Annotated in this window: 13 protein-coding genes; 6 read left to right on the forward strand and 7 right to left on the reverse strand. The window is 70.6% G+C overall.

The features are described from left to right. Positions 1-114 precede the first annotated feature (114 nt). Positions 115-963: a 1,4-dihydroxy-6-naphthoate synthase gene (locus AB0B94_RS01580; protein ID WP_357267172.1), complete on the forward strand. Its 849-nt coding sequence runs from the start codon at positions 115-117 to the stop codon at positions 961-963. On the opposite strand, the gene AB0B94_RS01585 is transcribed toward AB0B94_RS01580, so the two are convergent. Then, on the reverse strand, positions 924-1,310 hold the full coding sequence (locus AB0B94_RS01585) for a cold shock domain-containing protein (protein ID WP_030329652.1): 387 nt from the start codon (positions 1,308-1,310) through the stop codon (positions 924-926). The genes AB0B94_RS01580 and AB0B94_RS01585 overlap by 40 nt on opposite strands. A 27-nt stretch (positions 1,311-1,337) precedes the next feature. Continuing rightward, positions 1,338-1,961, reverse strand: a complete 624-nt coding sequence (locus AB0B94_RS01590) for an HAD hydrolase-like protein (RefSeq protein ID WP_357267176.1) — start codon at positions 1,959-1,961, stop codon at positions 1,338-1,340. A gap of 83 nt (positions 1,962-2,044) precedes the next feature. Here AB0B94_RS01590 and AB0B94_RS01595 point away from each other — a divergent pair, with 83 nt between their 5' ends. Beyond that, positions 2,045-4,528, forward strand: coding sequence for a helicase-associated domain-containing protein (locus AB0B94_RS01595; RefSeq protein ID WP_357267179.1), 2,484 nt, complete (start codon positions 2,045-2,047; stop codon positions 4,526-4,528). Positions 4,529-4,559: 31 nt separating this feature from the next. Here AB0B94_RS01595 and AB0B94_RS01600 read toward each other — a convergent pair whose 3' ends face one another. Together AB0B94_RS01600 and AB0B94_RS01605 are read right to left on the reverse strand one after the other, a co-directional pair. Further along, positions 4,560-4,796, reverse strand: a complete 237-nt coding sequence (locus tag AB0B94_RS01600) for a hypothetical protein (protein ID WP_357267182.1) — start codon at positions 4,794-4,796, stop codon at positions 4,560-4,562. Between the two features lie 97 nt (positions 4,797-4,893). Further along, on the reverse strand, positions 4,894-5,772 hold the full coding sequence (locus AB0B94_RS01605; RefSeq protein WP_357267186.1) for a L,D-transpeptidase family protein: 879 nt from the start codon (positions 5,770-5,772) through the stop codon (positions 4,894-4,896). A gap of 172 nt (positions 5,773-5,944) precedes the next feature. Between AB0B94_RS01605 and AB0B94_RS01610 the strand changes: the two genes are divergently transcribed. Then, positions 5,945-7,624, forward strand: coding sequence for a DNA repair helicase XPB (locus AB0B94_RS01610; protein ID WP_357267189.1), 1,680 nt, complete (start codon positions 5,945-5,947; stop codon positions 7,622-7,624). A gap of 291 nt (positions 7,625-7,915) precedes the next feature. Here the strand turns inward: AB0B94_RS01610 and AB0B94_RS01615 are convergent, their stop codons facing one another. Beyond that, complete coding sequence (locus AB0B94_RS01615; protein ID WP_357267192.1) at positions 7,916-8,125, reverse strand: winged helix-turn-helix domain-containing protein; 210 nt, start codon at positions 8,123-8,125, stop codon at positions 7,916-7,918. A gap of 472 nt (positions 8,126-8,597) precedes the next feature. Between AB0B94_RS01615 and AB0B94_RS01620 the strand changes: the two genes are divergently transcribed. Further along, positions 8,598-8,864, forward strand: a complete 267-nt coding sequence (locus tag AB0B94_RS01620) for a hypothetical protein (RefSeq protein ID WP_357267195.1) — start codon at positions 8,598-8,600, stop codon at positions 8,862-8,864. A 34-nt stretch (positions 8,865-8,898) separates the two neighbouring features. Here AB0B94_RS01620 and AB0B94_RS01625 read toward each other — a convergent pair whose 3' ends face one another. Continuing rightward, the gene (locus AB0B94_RS01625) at positions 8,899-9,471 is read right to left on the reverse strand and encodes a TetR/AcrR family transcriptional regulator (RefSeq protein ID WP_357267198.1); all 573 of its coding nucleotides are present in this window, start codon (positions 9,469-9,471) and stop codon (positions 8,899-8,901) included. A gap of 89 nt (positions 9,472-9,560) precedes the next feature. Here AB0B94_RS01625 and AB0B94_RS01630 point away from each other — a divergent pair, with 89 nt between their 5' ends. Continuing rightward, the gene (locus AB0B94_RS01630) at positions 9,561-9,932 is read left to right on the forward strand and encodes a DUF4267 domain-containing protein (protein WP_357267201.1); all 372 of its coding nucleotides are present in this window, start codon (positions 9,561-9,563) and stop codon (positions 9,930-9,932) included. Between the two features lie 556 nt (positions 9,933-10,488). Continuing rightward, on the forward strand, positions 10,489-14,574 hold the full coding sequence (locus AB0B94_RS01635; protein WP_357267204.1) for a hypothetical protein: 4,086 nt from the start codon (positions 10,489-10,491) through the stop codon (positions 14,572-14,574). Positions 14,575-14,672: 98 nt separating this feature from the next. Here AB0B94_RS01635 and AB0B94_RS01640 read toward each other — a convergent pair whose 3' ends face one another. Next, positions 14,673-15,590: an RNA polymerase sigma-70 factor gene (locus AB0B94_RS01640; protein ID WP_357267207.1), complete on the reverse strand. Its 918-nt coding sequence runs from the start codon at positions 15,588-15,590 to the stop codon at positions 14,673-14,675. Between the last annotated feature and the right edge of the window lie 165 nt (positions 15,591-15,755).

Genomic DNA, 15,755 nt, shown 5'->3' on the forward strand with positions numbered 1-15,755 from the left:
CGGGGCTTCCGCCGGCTTCGCGCCGCCGCCTCGCTCCGACTCGGAACACCGCTGCGGATCACAGTCGTGGGGTGGGCACGGACCCCGGGCTGAGGGCGGGGCTACCGTGAGGGTGTGGCGCTCTCCCTGGCTATCTCGCCCTGCCCCAACGACACGTTCGTCTTCCACGCGCTGGTGCACGGGCAGGTGCCCGGCGCGCCGCCGGTCGAGGTGACGTACGCCGACGTGGACGTCACGAACACGGCAGCCGAGCGGGGCGCGTTCGACCTGGTGAAGGTGAGCTTCGCGGCGCTGCCGTGGCTGCTCGACGACTACCACCTGCTGCCCTGCGGCGGCGCCCTCGGTCGCGGTTGCGGTCCGCTGGTGCTCACCCGGGGCGACAGTGACGGCGGGCCGGACCGCACCGACCTGACCGGTGCCACGGTGGCGGTGCCGGGCGACCGGACCACCGCGTACCTGCTGTTCCGGCTCTGGTCGGCCGGGCGACCACCGGCCCGGATCGAGGTGGTTCCGTTCCACGAGATCATGCCGGGCGTGGCGGCTGGGCGCTACGACGCTGGGCTGGTCATCCACGAGGCCCGGTTCACCTACCACCGGCACGGCCTGACCGCCCTTGTCGACCTCGGCGAATGGTGGGAGGCCGACACCGGTCTGCCCATCCCCCTCGGCGCGATCCTGGCCCGGCGCGGGGCGGTCGACCCGGAGGCCGCGGCCGGCTGGGTCCGCGAGTCGGTCCGGCAGGCCTGGGCGGACCCGGCGGCCAGCCGGGAGTACGTGCTGGCGCACGCCCAGGAGATGGAGCTCGACGTGGTCGACCGGCACATCGGCCTCTACGTCAACGAGTTCACAGCGGACCTGGGCGAGGCCGGTTTCGCCGCGGTGGCGGCACTGCTCGACCGGGCCGCCACCGCCGGCCTGGTGCCTCAGACCTCCAGCTCGCGGGCCACCGCGTGGACCAGCTGAGCGATCTTCTGCGCGGCCTTCCTGTCCGGGTACCGACCCCGGCGCAGGTCCGGCTGGACCTTCGCCTCCAGCACCTTGATCATGTCTTCGACCAGGCCGTGCAGCTCCTCCGCCGGCCGACGACGTAGCTCTGCCATCGACGGCGGCGCGTCCAGCAGCTTGACCCCCATGGCCTGCGCGCCCCGGCGGCTGTCCACCACGCTGAAGTCGACCCGCTGGCCACCCTTGAGGTCGGTGACACCCGCCGGCAGCGCCCCCTTGGGCAGGAACACGTCGCCGCCCTCGTCACTCGTGACGAAGCCGTATCCCTTGGCCGTGTCGTACCACTTCACTCGACCCGTAGGCACCTGAAAACCCCTGCTTCACTTGAGCCGCTACTGCTCCAAGGCTAGCTGGATCATCCCGTCGAGCGCCGCTGGGAATTCGGTGAGCTCGTCCAGCACCACTTCCGCCCCGGCCGCGCGCAGCTCATCGGCGGAGCACGGGCCGGTCGCCACAGCGATGCCGGGCACCCCGGCCGCCGCCGCCGCCACCATGTCCGCGACATGGTCACCGACGTAGTGGGTAGCGCCGTGCTCCCGCAGAGCTGTCGCCTTCTGCTCGGCGAACAGGTCGCCGGCCAACTCGTCGACACTGAGACCGAGGTGGTCCAGGTGCAACCGGGCCAGCCGACCGATCTTGGACGTGACGACCAGCACCCGGCCACCCCGCGCACGGATCGCCTCGACGGCCTCCCGCGCGCCGGGCAGCAGGAGCGTCGGGGTGATCGCGTACGCCGGGTAGAGCTCGCGATACACCCGCACGGCCGACTCGACCTGCTCCGGCGGGAACCAGTGCGCGATCTCGGTACGCAGCGGCGGCCCGAGCCGGGACACCGCCAGTTCGGCGTCGACCGGCACACCGGTCCTCGCGGTCAGCGCCCGGTACGTCGCGGCGATGCCGGGGCGGGAGTCCACCAGGGTCATGTCGAGGTCGAATCCGACGGTCAGTGCGGGCATGTCGAGAAACGTACCGGCTACTCCCGGTCGACCGGACGTCCGAGGGGCGCGGAAGCCCGGTGCCGGGCTAGCGTGGAAAGACGATGACCACCTCACTCGCCGACCACCTGCGGTCGCTGCCCGACGAGTCACTGGCCGCGCTCCTCCAGCTGCGGCCCGACCTCGTCGTGCCTGTGCCGGCCGACGTCTCCGCCCTGGCCATCCGGGCCCAGTCCCGGGTCTCCGTGGCCCGCGCGCTGGACGGTCTGGACCAGTTCACCCTCCAGATCCTCGACGCCGCCCGGCTCACCCGGAATCCGGACGACGCCACCACCGCCACCGACACCGTGCTCGCGATGGCGACCTCCGGGCCGCAGCCGCCGGCTCCGACGGCCGTCCGGGCCGCCGTGGGCCGACTGCGTGCGCTCTTCCTGCTGTACGGCCCGGAGCACGCGCTCCAGGTGCTGCCCGCCGTCGACGAGGTCTCCCCGTACCCCGCTGGGCTCGGCCGACCAGCCGCGGAGCTGGACCCGCGCACTGCCGCGCTCTGCGCGGACCCGGCGAAGCTCCGACGGACGGTGCTCGCCGCCCCACCCTCGGCCCGGGCGATCCTGGACCGGTTGGCGGCCGGCCCGCCGGTGGGCAGCGTGCCGCCGGGGGCGTTGCAGGCGCCCCCGCTCGGCGCGGCGGACCCGGTCCTCACCGACCCGACCAACGGGGGCGCCCCGACCGGCTCCCCGGTGCGGTGGCTCGTCGACAACCGACTGCTGGTCCCGGCGACGACAGGCTCGTCCACGGCCAGCGGAACTGTGGAGCTGCCCCGCGAGGTCGGCCTGCTACTGCGCCGCGACAGCGGCCCCCTCGGGCCGCTGCGTACCAGCCCACCGCCGGTGGCCGCCGCGCCGCGCGAGCCGAAAGCTGTCGACTCGGCCGGGGCCGGCCAGACCATTGAGGTGGTCCGAAACACCGAAGGGCTGCTGGAGCAGCTCGCCGACGAGCCCGCGCCGGTGCTGCGTTCGGGTGGCATCGGTGTACGGGACCTGCGCCGGTTGGCACGTACCGGCGGGCTGGACGAACCCACCACGGCGCTGCTGCTGGAGGTGGCGTACGCGGCAGGGCTCCTCGGTGAGCTGGAGATGCCCGGTGCGACCACCGGCCGGTACGGGGCGGATCAGCAGGTGCTGCCGACCGGTGGATACGAGGTGTGGCGGGCCGCCTCGCTGGCCCAACGGTGGGAGCAGCTCGCCCGAGCGTGGCTGACCATGACCCGGCAGGTGGGGCTGGTGGGCCGCCGTGACGACCGGGACCGGCCGATCACTGCGCTCTCCGCCGAGGCCGAGCGGGCCGGAGTGCCGGCCACCCGACGGGCGGTGCTCGGCGTACTCGCCGATCTGGAGCCGGCGACGGCACCCACCCCGCAGGAGGTGCAGGAGCTGCTGGACTGGCGGGCCCCGCGTCGCAGCCGGGGCCGGGACGCCGCCCACCGGGAGGTGCTGGCCGAGGCCGCACAGTTGGGCGTGACGGGGCTGGGGGCGCTCACCTCGTACGGTCGGCTGCTGCTCGGGGACCTGACGTCGACCGACGAGCGGGGTGACGACCCGCTGGGCGTGCACGCCGACGTCGAGAGCGGCGAACCGTCCGGTGCCGCACGCGCGCTGGACGCGCTGCTGCCCGCACCGGTCGACCACTTTCTGGTGCAGGCCGACCTGACAGTGGTGGTGCCCGGCCCACCCGAGCCGGCGCTCGCCGTCGAGTTGGAGTCGATGACCGAGCTTGAGTCGGCCGGTGGGGCCAGCGTGCACCGTGTCACCACGGCCAGCGTGCGGCGGGCCCTGGATTCCGGCTACACGGCCGACGACCTGCACGACGTGTTCCGGCGTCGGTCACGTACCCCGGTGCCGCAGGGGCTCACCTACCTGATCGACGACGTGGCCCGTAAGCACGGCGGGCTGCGGGTCGGCCTGGCCGGGGCGTACCTGCGCAGCGACGACGAGACGCTGATCAGCGAGGTGTTGGCCGACCGGCGGTTGGAGTCGTTGGCGCTGCGCCGGCTCGCGCCCACGGTGCTGTGTACGCAGTACCAGGTTGGTCGGCTGCTGGGCGCGCTGCGCGACGCGGGGTACGCCCCGGTGCAGGAGGACGGCACCGGCAGCACGGTGCTGACCCGGCCACGAATCCGGCGGGCCCCGCCCCGGGTGTCGGTGACCACCAGGACGATCGACCCGCTGGCCGCCCCGAAGCTGCCCATGCCCCGGCTGCTCGGCGTGGTGGAGCACATCCGGCGAGGCGACGCTGCGGCGCGGGCCGCCCGACGGGCACCGGCGGTGGTGCGCGGCGGTGCGCCGGGGCTGGGCGGCGGCCCGGTGCCGGCGCACACCCACAGCGAGGCCCTGGCGGTGCTCCAGCAGGCGGTCCGGGACAAGGCGCTGGTCTGGGTTGGTTACGTCGACGCGCACGGGGCGACGGCGTCACGCCTGCTCAAGCCGGTCTCGATCGGTGCCGGCTATCTGCGGGCCGAGGACGAACGGACCGAGATGCTGCACACGTTCGCGCTGCACCGGATCACCGCGGCGGTGGTGGCGGACTGACCGGCGGCGGCCACCGCGGGGGCGCCGTCGGTCAGCGGCGGCTGCGGCGTACGGTGCCGACCACTGAGATGATCAGCAGCAGCGCGAAGCCGGCGCCGGCGGATTCCCCGACCGAGTCGACGAAGCCCTGCTGGAGCACCAGCCAGCCGAAGAGGAACCACCCGAGGAGGAGCGTCGCCGCGACGGCGTACGCGATCACAGTCGCTCGGGACACCTCATCGGGTGGTACGTGTTCGTGCTCCGCGATCACGTCACGGTCGACCGTCATGCCCAGCCTCCCCGCCCGGTCCGGCCCTGGACTCCAAGGGTGACACTCGTTAGTCCGGTCGGACAGGGGGTTATCGCCGCGATTCGTTCCGGGTCACTCAGGTGCCGGGGCGTCGGCCGATCAGCACCACCCGGGTGCCGACCTTGCCGAGCTGCCACATCCGGACGGCGTCGGCGTGCAGCAGGTTGACGCACCCGTGCGAGCCGATCGACTTTTCGTGCAGGTAGGTGGTGGTCTCGTGGAAGCCCATCCCCTGGGTGAAGTGCTGCCAGTACGGCAGCCACACCTCGTACGGGTTCGACCATTCCTTCGGGTTGCGGTAGTTGATGGTGTACGTGCCGGCCGGGGTGCGGTAGCCGGACATGCCGGTGCGGGTCACCGTCGGTGCCATGATCACCTTGCCGCCGCGGAGCGCCCAGACGGTCTGCCGGGTCAGGTCCACGCAGAACGTGGTGCCGGTGCCGGCCTTGCAGCGGGTCGTGTCGGTGGTGGCGAGGCGCTGGGCCACGTCGAGGGTGGTTGGTCCGGCGCGACCCTCGACGGGGCGAATGCCGTACCTCTTCTGGAACTTCTTGATCGCCGCGCAGTCGGCGGCGGACTGCCGGCCGTCCACTGTCACCGTCCCGAACCCACCCAATCGGGTCAGGTGGGTCTCCACCGCGCGCTGGTGCTGCCCCTGGGGGCAGCCGGCGACGGTCGGCGTACCGGTGCCGGGGGTCGTGGTGGGTGCCGGGCGGGTCGGCTTTGGGGTGGGTTTCCGGGAGGGCTTCGCCGTGGGCGCGGCCGGTGTGGGCCGGCCGTGCTGGTCGGGCCCGGACGTGTCGCCCGCCCCCGTTGCCTGTTCCGCCGCACCGGCTGGGGCGGCTCCCCCGCCACCACTCCCGCCGGACTGCGGATCGAACGCGCACGCTCCCGCGCCGACCAGCACGACCACCACGAGGGCAACCAGCCGGGAGGCGATCCGAACATGCTTCATGGGCCCTCCCCAGACAGTCGTCCCTTTACTAGACGTTCGTGAGTGCCATCACGGTTGCGCCCGGTGAGCATCTTTCTTCCGCAGTCCCGCATCGTGCAACACTGGATGGTCGGCCAGCAGCGGGTATGCGACCCGTTCCGGCCGGTCGGCCAACCGAGGAGAGGACACTGGCGTGAGCGGTGGACCACTGATCGTGCAGTCGGACAAGACCCTGCTGCTGGAGATCGACCACCCCGACGCGCAGGCCTGCCGGATGGCGATCGCGCCGTTCGCGGAGCTGGAACGCTCGCCGGAGCACGTGCACACCTACCGGCTGACCCCGCTGGGCCTGTGGAACGCCCGCGCGGCGGGGCACGACGCCGAGGGCGTCGTGGATTCGCTGCTCAAGTACTCCCGCTACCCGGTGCCGCACGCCCTGCTGGTGGACGTGGCCGAGACGATGGACCGGTACGGCCGGCTTCAGCTCGCCAACGACCCGGCGTACGGGCTGGTGCTGCGCGCACTGGACCGGCTGGTGCTGATCGAGGTGGCGAAGAGCAAGAAGCTCGCCGGGATGCTCGGCGACAGGATCGACGACGACACCATCCGGGTGCACCCGTCCGAGCGTGGCCGGCTCAAGCAGGCGCTGCTCAAGCTGGGCTGGCCGGCGGAGGACCTGGCCGGTTACGTCGACGGTGAGGCGCATCCGATCGAGCTGGCCGAGGCCGGCAAGGACGGGCGCAAGCCGTGGACGCTGCGCTCGTACCAGCGGGAGGCCGTGGAGGCGTTCTGGGCCGGCGGGTCGGGGGTGGTGGTGCTGCCCTGCGGCGCCGGCAAGACCCTGGTCGGCGCGGCGGCGATGGCCGAGGCGAAGGCGACAACACTGATCCTGGTCACCAACACTGTCGCCGGCCGGCAGTGGAAGCGGGAGCTGATCGCCCGTACCTCGCTGACTGAGGAGGAGATCGGCGAGTACTCCGGCGAGCGCAAGGAGATCCGCCCGGTCACCATCGCCACGTACCAGGTGCTCACCTCTCGGCGCGGCGGTGCGTTCACCCACCTGGACCTCTTCGGGGCCCGCGACTGGGGCCTGGTCGTCTACGACGAGGTGCACCTGCTGCCCGCGCCGATCTTCCGGTTCACCGCGGACCTCCAGGCCCGCCGTCGGCTGGGCCTCACGGCGACTCTGGTACGCGAGGACGGCCGCGAGGGTGACGTGTTCAGCCTGATCGGGCCGAAGCGGTACGACGCGCCGTGGAAGGACATCGAGTCGCAGGGCTGGATCGCCCCGGCCGAGTGCACCGAGGTCCGGGTGACCCTCACCGACGCGGAGCGGATGTCGTACGCGACGGCGGAGGCGGAGGAGCGCTACCGGATGGCGGCGACCGCCCGCACCAAGCTGCCGGTGGTGAAGGCGCTGGTCGACCGGCACCCGGACGACCAGGTGCTGGTGATCGGCGCGTACATCGACCAGTTGCACCAGCTCGGGGAATACCTGGACGCGCCGATCATCCAGGGTTCGACCACCAACAAGGAGCGGGAGCGGCTGTTCGACGCGTTCCGGTCCGGCTCACTGCGGACCTTGGTCATCTCGAAGGTCGGCAACTTCTCCATCGACCTGCCCGAGGCGGCGGTGGCGATCCAGGTGTCGGGGACGTTCGGGTCACGCCAGGAGGAGGCGCAGCGGCTCGGCCGTGTGCTCCGGCCGAAGGCCGACGGCCGGCAGGCGCACTTCTACACGGTGGTCTCCCGGGACACCATCGACACGGAGTACGCGGCGCACCGGCAGCGCTTCCTCGCCGAGCAGGGGTACGCGTACACGATCGTCGACGCCGACGACGTCCTCGGCCCGAAGCTGCCCACTGTCGACTAACGCACGCACGACTTTGATCGACTCGGTTTTCAGGAAGTCGCGGTGTCCGGGGCAGCTCAATGCCCCGATTTCCTGAAAGCCGAGTCGATCAGCGTGTCGCGGGCGCAGGCGCGGGCGCGGGCGCGGGCGCGGGGCGAGCGGGGGCGCGGCGTCTCTTGCGCTCGCTATGGACCTGATGTCGTAGACGAATCGGCCGTCGACCGTCCTGGACGAACCGGCCGTGCGAGTGCGCGGTGGGCCGCGGGCGACTCCGGGTCGCCTCGTAGGGCGCGACCCAGAGGTCAACGAGCGTCAGCGCTTGCCGGACTCCGCGACAAAGACACCGCGCCCCGGACGGCCAACGAGCACGCCCTGCTTCCGCAGCTTCGCCACCGCACGGCTGATCGTGGACTGTGAGACGTCGTACTCGTCTGCCAACACTCGCCCGGACGGGAGCTGGGAACCAGGTGAATAGGTCCCGCTCTTGATCTTCTTCAGGAGGTCGTCGAGCAGCTCGTCCATAGTGGGCGGGATAGGCACGTGGAGCCCCTTGCAGTCGGTTGGCTCGCCCAGTATTGATCAGCCGCTTCGACGCAGGCAACGTATGTAGCGCGAGTGACATAGGTGGGTAGCTGACTCAGCGACGTCCTTGACATAGGTGACTCAGTATCGGTAGCGTCGCTCTCGGTGATGCGGTGCTGCTGCGGTCGGTTGGCGCCTCTCGTACTGGTCTCGCATCGCCGCCGAGACCTCACTCGCCGCGCTCCCCCGGCGCGGCCTGCTGCCGTACCCCCCGGACGGCCGCAGGGCGGGGCGGTCTCCGTCGACCGCAAGCGGCGGAGGCCGCCCCTGCACGCCGATCCATCCGACGAAGGGCGGTCACCGTGCGCAACCTGATCCGTCGGCTGTCGAGCCGGCGCGACGAGCCACGTGCGACGAGAAGGCGGGGCGATCCGCCGCGGCCGCGGCAGCTTCTCGAACGGTGCCACCACCGATGAGCGGGCGTTGGGTGATCCACCTGCCGATCGTTGCGCCGGATTTGCTGCGCGCCCGGATCTTCGCGCGTACCGCCGCTCGGGTGTTGGTGCGGCTCAGCGCGCGGGTCGAGCCGGGCGGGGTCACCGTCTCGGCGGAGGACCAGCAGGGCGTACGCCATTGGGTGTTCTGTGATCGACCACTGCCCGGCGGCGCGCGGTGCCCCCTGCCGGTCGACCACCTCGCGCCCTGCGCCCGGCACCCGCTGCGGCCCGATCGTCGCTAGGCCCAGGGTGTGCCTGGGCCGTGCCGGCGAGCGCTCACCGGGAGAAGCGGTCCACCAGCACTGCCAGTCGGCGGTCGTGGCCGGGGCGGCGGAGTCGGCCGCTGCGCATCAGTGTGACAAGCCCGTGCAGGCCGCTCCAGAACGTCTCGGTGAGCGTCTCCAGGTCGCCGCCCCCGGCGAACGGACGCACCGTCTCGGCCAGCTCGGCGAAGCCCCGGGCCAGGTCGGTCGGGACAGTCTGGGTGGCGAACGGTAGGTCCACGGCGAGGGTGAACATCGCGTCATAGAGCGCTGGGCGCTGCTCGGCGAAGGTGACGTACGCCGCCGCGACGTCGGCGACCGCCTGTCGTGGGTCGGCCGCGGCGGCGCGGGCGGACACCAGTGCGGTTGCCAGCTCGGCGAAGCCCTCGACGGCGACCGCCGCCATGATGGCGTCCTTGCCCTTGAAGTGGCTGTAGAGGACGGGCTGGCTGTATTCGATCTCGGCGGCGAGCCGCCGGGTGGTCACCGCGTCCCAGCCTTCCGCGAGGGCGAGGTCGCGGGCAGCGGCGATGATGGCGCGTTCCCGTTCCGCCCGCTCGCGCTCGCGGCGCGCCTGAGTCGACATGACAGCGACCCTAGCACCGCTAGCGAACCTACCGCCGCTCTGCTAGCGTCGCTCTAACATCTAGCAGCGCTAGGAATTGGAGCAGACCCATGCTGGCACCCCTCGCCTACGGGCTCGCCGTCGTACTCAGCCTCTTCGTCGCCTTCATCGGTGCGCGGTTCCTGCTGGCGCCGCAGGCCGCAGCCGCTGGGTACGGGGTGCCGGCCAAGCCGGACGGCGACCCCGCCTACCTGACCGTCAAAGGGCTGAAGGACCTCACGTTCGGGCTGCTCGGGCTCGCCCTGATCGCCTTCACCACTGCCGAGGCGGTCGCGTGGTACATGCTGGTCGTCGCGCTCGTTCCACTGAGCGACACCCTCATCGTGCTGCGCAACGGCGGCACGAAGGCCGTCGCCTTCGGCATCCACTTCGCGACCGCCGTCGTCGTCCTCCTGGACGCCGCCCTGCTGTTCGCCCTGTAACCCGACCCGCCCCAACCCTGACCCCGCCCATGTTGATCAAGAAGTTTGCGTCATCGATCGGCCTGATGATGACGCAAACCTCTTGATCAACACCGTCGGTGGTGAAGCGCCCCGTCGGAGCCTGTCCATTTGATGTCGCGGAGCGCATGATGTGGGGGTGACTGCGCGGCGGGTAGCAATCCTGGTGACGTGTCTGGCGGTAGGAGCGCTCGGAGCCACCTTCGCGTTCAGCCAGTGGGACCAAGCAGATCGAATCGCTACCGTCGCGTCGGCCCTGGCCGCGGTAGCGGCGCTAGGTGTGGCGGTGTGGGCGGCGTTGCCGGGCAGCAGCCCAGGCCATCGCGCCGGCAACACCGGCAGTGCCACCGCACGTGGGCTGGGCAGCCGAGCGAACAGTGGGGTGACGGGCTCGTCCACGATCGCAGGGCCAGCAGTAGCGGATCGCACCGGTGACGCTCAGGCCAGCAATGGCGGCAGCGCCAACAGCGGCCTGAACCTTCGCCCCTGACATCGAGGCCCCTGCGCGGCGGAAGGGCTCGCGGTGAGCTTGAGACGATTGCCCGACGCACTGGCCCGCGAGACCGGCAACGCGACAGCTCACAGCGGCGGATTCGCCAACACCGGCGTGATCAAGGGGCCAGTCACCATCGCTTCACGGCCTGTCGCCCGGTCGGCCTACCGCCAGCAGGTGCAGCGCATCGCCCCGTCGGATCTGCTGGACCGGGAACAGGAACTGGCCGAGCTGACGGCGTTTTGCACGTTGCCTGATGCCGCCGGCTACCGGTGGTGGCGTGCGGACGCGTGGGCTGGTAAGTCGGCCTTGATGTCCTGGTTCGTCCTGCACCCGCCGAACGGGATACGACTCGTCTCGTTCTTCATCACGGCCCGATGGGCCGGACAGAGCGACAGGGTCGCCTTCACCGACGTGGTCATCGAGCAACTGGCCGAACTGCTTGGTGAGCCAATGCCGGCCCATTACACGGACGCGACTCGCGACCAGAGCTTTCTCGATCTACTCGACCGTGCTGCCGAGGCCTGCCAGACACGAGGTGAGCGGCTGATCCTGCTCATCGACGGCTTGGATGAGGATCGCGGATCGGACGCACACAGCATCGCCGCACTGCTGCCCGCAACGCCGCCGGCCGGAATGCGCATCGTCGTTTCTGGCCGGCCGAACCCCCCGATCCCCACCGACGTGCCAGATGACCATCCGTTACGCGATCCCCGGATTGTTCGACCACTGAACAGATCGCCGCAGGCGGAGGTGCGTAGGGCAGACATGCTGCGGGAGTTGGCCAGGCTGCTGTCGGGCGCTCCAGCCGAGCAGGACCTGCTAGGTCTTCTCACGGCCGCCGGGGGCGGCCTCAGCGCCAACGACCTTGCTGACTTGACCGGCTCGCCGGCCTGGCAGGTTGCGGACCACCTCGGTACTGTCGCCGGTCGCTCGTTCACTCAACGCCCGAGCCGCTGGCAGCCCAACATGGGACCCGACCTGTACGTGCTCGGTCACGAAGAACTGCAGAACGCCGCCGTTGAGCGCCTTGGCCAGGCGCGACTGCAGGGCTACCGGCAACGTCTGCACGTCTGGGCCGACACCTTTCGGGAGCAACAATGGCCGGCCGGCACCCCCGAATATCTGCTGCGTGGCTACTACCGGATGCTGCTTGCCACCGGCGATTTATCCAGGATGATCGCCTGCGCCGTGGACCCTCACCGGCACGACCGGATGCTCGACATCACCGGAGGCGACACTGCTGCCCTCGCCGAAATCACCACCACTCAGGACGTCATTCTCGCTCAGCCCGATCCTGACCTACTGGACATGGCTCGCCTTGCCATTCATCGAGACAACCTTGCAGGACGCAACGCCACCATCCCTACCGGACTACCCGTAGTTTGGGCTTCGCTAGGCCAGCCTGTTCGGGCCGAGGCCTTGGCACGCTCCATCGACGATCCCGGTCGGCAGGCGTCGGCGTTGGCTGATCTCGCGGCGGCGGTCGCCAGAGATGGCGACGTCGAGCGGGCTGACGTGCTGGCCGACCGCGCCGAGGCGCTGATGCACTCGGTCGCTGATCCACACCGGCGGGTCCAGGTATGGATCGCCCTGGCCGGGGCAGTCGCCCAGGCAGGCGACGCTGAGCGGGCTGGCGGCCTGGCTGACCGCGTCGAGGAGCTGGTTCGCACGCTCGACCGCCCGGACTGGCAGGCGTGGGCGCTGGGTGGCCTAGTCGGGGCGGCGGCCGCGGCAGGCGATACCGAGCGGGCTGGCGGGCTGGTTGACCGCGCCGAGGAGCTGGTTCGCCTGATTGACTCCCCGGACAGCCGTGCGCGGGCGTTGGCCGGACTGGCGGCGGCGGTGGCCGCAGCCGGCGACGATCGTCGCGCCTACACGCTGGCCTGCTCGGTTGGTCAGCCGGAGCCGAGGGCGCGCGCATTGACCGCCGCGGTGAGGGCGGTGGCCGCAACTGGCGACGGCGAACGGGCGAGTGCCCTGGCTGACCAAGCCGAGGATCTAATTCGTTCGCTTCCAGGTCCAGACCAGCGGGCGCAGGTATGGATTCTCCTGGCCGGGGCAGTCGCCCTGGCAGGCGACGTCAAGCGGGCTGACACGCTGGTTGAGCGTGCTGAAGACCTGATTCGCTCGACGGATTCGACTGACCGTGTGCAGGCGTTGATCAACATCGTCGCGGCAGTTGGCGGAGTTCATGACCGCGAGCGGACTGTTGTGCTGGCCGACCGGGCTGAGAAAGCAGTCAACTCGATGGCTCGCCCGGACAAGAAAGCGTTGGCGCTCAGTGGTTTGGCGAGGGCTGTCGCAGAGGCCGGCGACGCCGAGCGGGCCAGCGCGCTGGCCAACCACGCCGAGGGATTGGCTCGTTCGGTCAGCGACCCAGACCGGCGCGAGCGGGCGCTCGCCGCCCTGGCACCGGCGCTGGCTGCGGCCGGCGAATTCGATCGGGCAGAAACACTGGTGCGTTCGATCAGCGGCGGAAGGCTGGAGGCAGAAGCCTCGGCATCCCTGGCGCGAGTGATGGCAGCGGCAGGCGAGATCGAGCGAGCAGAGAGCATGGTGCGTTCAATCAGCGGCCGTGACCGACAGGAGCAGGCGTTGAGTGTGCTCGCGCCGACGGTGGCCGCAGCAGGTGAGGTTGAGCGGGCCGAGATGTTGGCCCGCTCGATCACGAACCGAGACCGACAGGAGCAGGCGCTGTCTGCGCTCGCGCCGGCGATGGCCGCAGCAGGCAAGATCAAGCGGGCGGAAACCCTGGCCCTTTCGATCACCGACGGACGTCGCCGGGCAACTACGTTGGGTGCGCTTGCACCGGCGGTGGCCGCAGCAGGCGAGATTGAACGAGCAGAGATGTTGGCCCGTTCGATTGGTCGCCGGCAGGGGCGGGCCAAAGCGATGGCAGCAATAGCGGAAACGGCGGCAGGCATGGCCGAGGTCGCGGCTGCCGGCGGCAACACGAAGCAGGCACAGGCGATCGTCCGCTCGATCAGGAGTCCCGACCGGCAGGCGTCAGTAGTGACCGCTCTTGCCCGGCGGTTGGCTACCGCCGGCAGGATCGAGCAGGCCGAGGCGTTGGTGCGGTCCGTTCGGCGTCCCCAGCAGCAGGCAGAAGCGCTCAGCGCGCTGGCGGAGGCGATAGCTGGAGGGGGCGACGCGGAACGAGCGGAGGCATTGGTCTACTCGATCGACCGCGTGGACTGGCAGGTGCAGGCGTTGGCGGCCCTGGTACCGGCGGTCGCCAGAGCGGGCGACAGAGGAAGGGCTGGGGAGCTGGCTGACCGGGCGGAAGAGTTGGTTCGCTCAATCAGCCATCCCGACCGGTATGCCCGAACGATGAGCGTGCTGGTTGAGGCGGTTGCTGCGGCCGGTGACACCAATCGAGCCGCCAGGCTCGCGCAATCGATAAACAATCCAGAGAAGCGGGCGGGGGCCTTGGCCGCGGTCGTGATGGCGATGACCGGGGCAGGCCGCACCGAGCGCGCCTGGCCGCTTGTCGACCAAGCGGAGGAGTTGGTCCGCCTGATTGAGCGTGCGGACGCTCAGGCGCGAGCGTTGGCACGGCTTGCAGTGGCAGTGGCGGTGGTCGGCGATGCTGAACGGGCCAATGCGCTGGCTGAGCAAGCCGAGGAAGTGGTTGGTTCGATCAGCAACTGGAATGAGCGTGCACAGGTCGCTCTCGCGCTCGCCGAAATGGCTACGGCAGGTGGCCGGATCGAGTGGGCCCAAGAGCTAGTCCGCTCGAATGCTCGCCCAGACCAGCAGGCGTCTGCGTTGGCCGCGCTCGCAAGGACGGCAATGGAAGCCGGCAACCTTGAGTCGGCCGTAGAGTTGGCCCGGTCGATACGGCACCAGGAGCAACAGGCGTCGGTGCTGACCAGGCTCTCTCGGACAGCAATGGCTAGCGGCGACGTTGAGGGGGCCGAGAGGTTGGCCCGTGCGATCAGCAATCCAGGGCGACAGGCGGCGGCGCTGGCCACGTTGGCCGACGAAATGGACCCTGCCCGTGCACGGATGCTCATCGCGTGGGCGCTCCGTCTAGGCAACTGGACGGCTCCGTTGAAGGCTCTGGTTAGAGTCCAGCCAGCTGCACTGACGAAGGTCGCTGACGAATTCCTCAACCTCGCCCGATAGCCAGCGCCGCAGCCCGAGCCATCAGGTCCATAGTTCCTCACCGGGAGACAGCCACGCGGACGCGGACGTGCACGCGCCCTCCCAAGCCGGGGCGGGGTTCAGCGGCTCAGGACGGTCTCCCGCTCCATGTGTGACAGCTTCGCGGGATTGCGCACGGCGTAGATCCCAGTGACGAGGCCGTCGTCGATGCGCAGGGCCACGACCGTGTCCAGCTCGCCGTCGAGGTGCACGACCAGTGCAGGGTGGCCGTTGACCTGCGCCGGCCGCAGCGAGGTGACGCCCGGAACCTTGCTCCACCCGCCGGCCAGCAGACGAGCCACCTTGTCGACGCCGAAGATGGGCCGCGGGACGGCCTGCCTGACGCCGCCGCCGTCGCCGAGCAGGACGACGTCCGGCGCCAGGATGTCGAGCAGGCCCTGGAGGTCACCGGTCTCGACGGCCCGCCGGAATGCGTCGAGCGCACTCCGGGACTCGGCCACGGAAACGACTTGGCGGGTCCGGCGCGCGGCGACGTGCACGCGGGCGCGGTGGGTGATCTGGCGGACTGCGGCGGGGCTCTTGTCGACGGCTTCGGCGATCTCGTCGTACCCCAGGTCGAACACCTCGCGCAGCACGAACACCGCGCGTTCGGTCGGCGCGAGTGTTTCCAACACCAGCAGCATGGCCATCGAGACGCTGTCGGCCAGCGCGATGTCCTCGGCCACGTCAGGTGCGGTGAGCAGCGGCTCGGGCAGCCAGGAGCCGACATAGGACTCCTTGCGGCGACCGAGGGTCCGCAGTCGGATGAGTGACTGCCGGGTGGTGATGCGGACCAGGTAGGCGCGCTGGTCGTGGACCGCACCCAGGTTGACGCCCGCCCACCGCAGCCAGGTCTCCTGGAGTACGTCCTCCGCGTCGACGGCCGAGCCGAGCATTTCGTACGCGACGGTGAAGAGCAGGTTGCGGTGGGCGAGGAACGCCTCGGTGGCCCGGTCCGGGCGATCGTCGTCGGCAACGGTCTGCGGCGTGCCCACCATGGGTGACTCCTGTTCGCTCTCGACTGCGTCACCCATCAGGTGCCGGACCCGCCGGGTTTGTGACACCGGTGGCCTGTGGCGGTCGTCACGACTGCCGCGCCGTCACAGAACGGGGAGGGCCGGCATCTCATGGTCGTCCGATCGAACAACGCGAGTGAAGGACGG

This window comes from Micromonospora sp. NPDC048986 (assembly GCF_040649335.1).
In the GTDB taxonomy this organism is placed as follows: domain Bacteria; phylum Actinomycetota; class Actinomycetes; order Mycobacteriales; family Micromonosporaceae; genus Micromonospora; species Micromonospora alfalfae.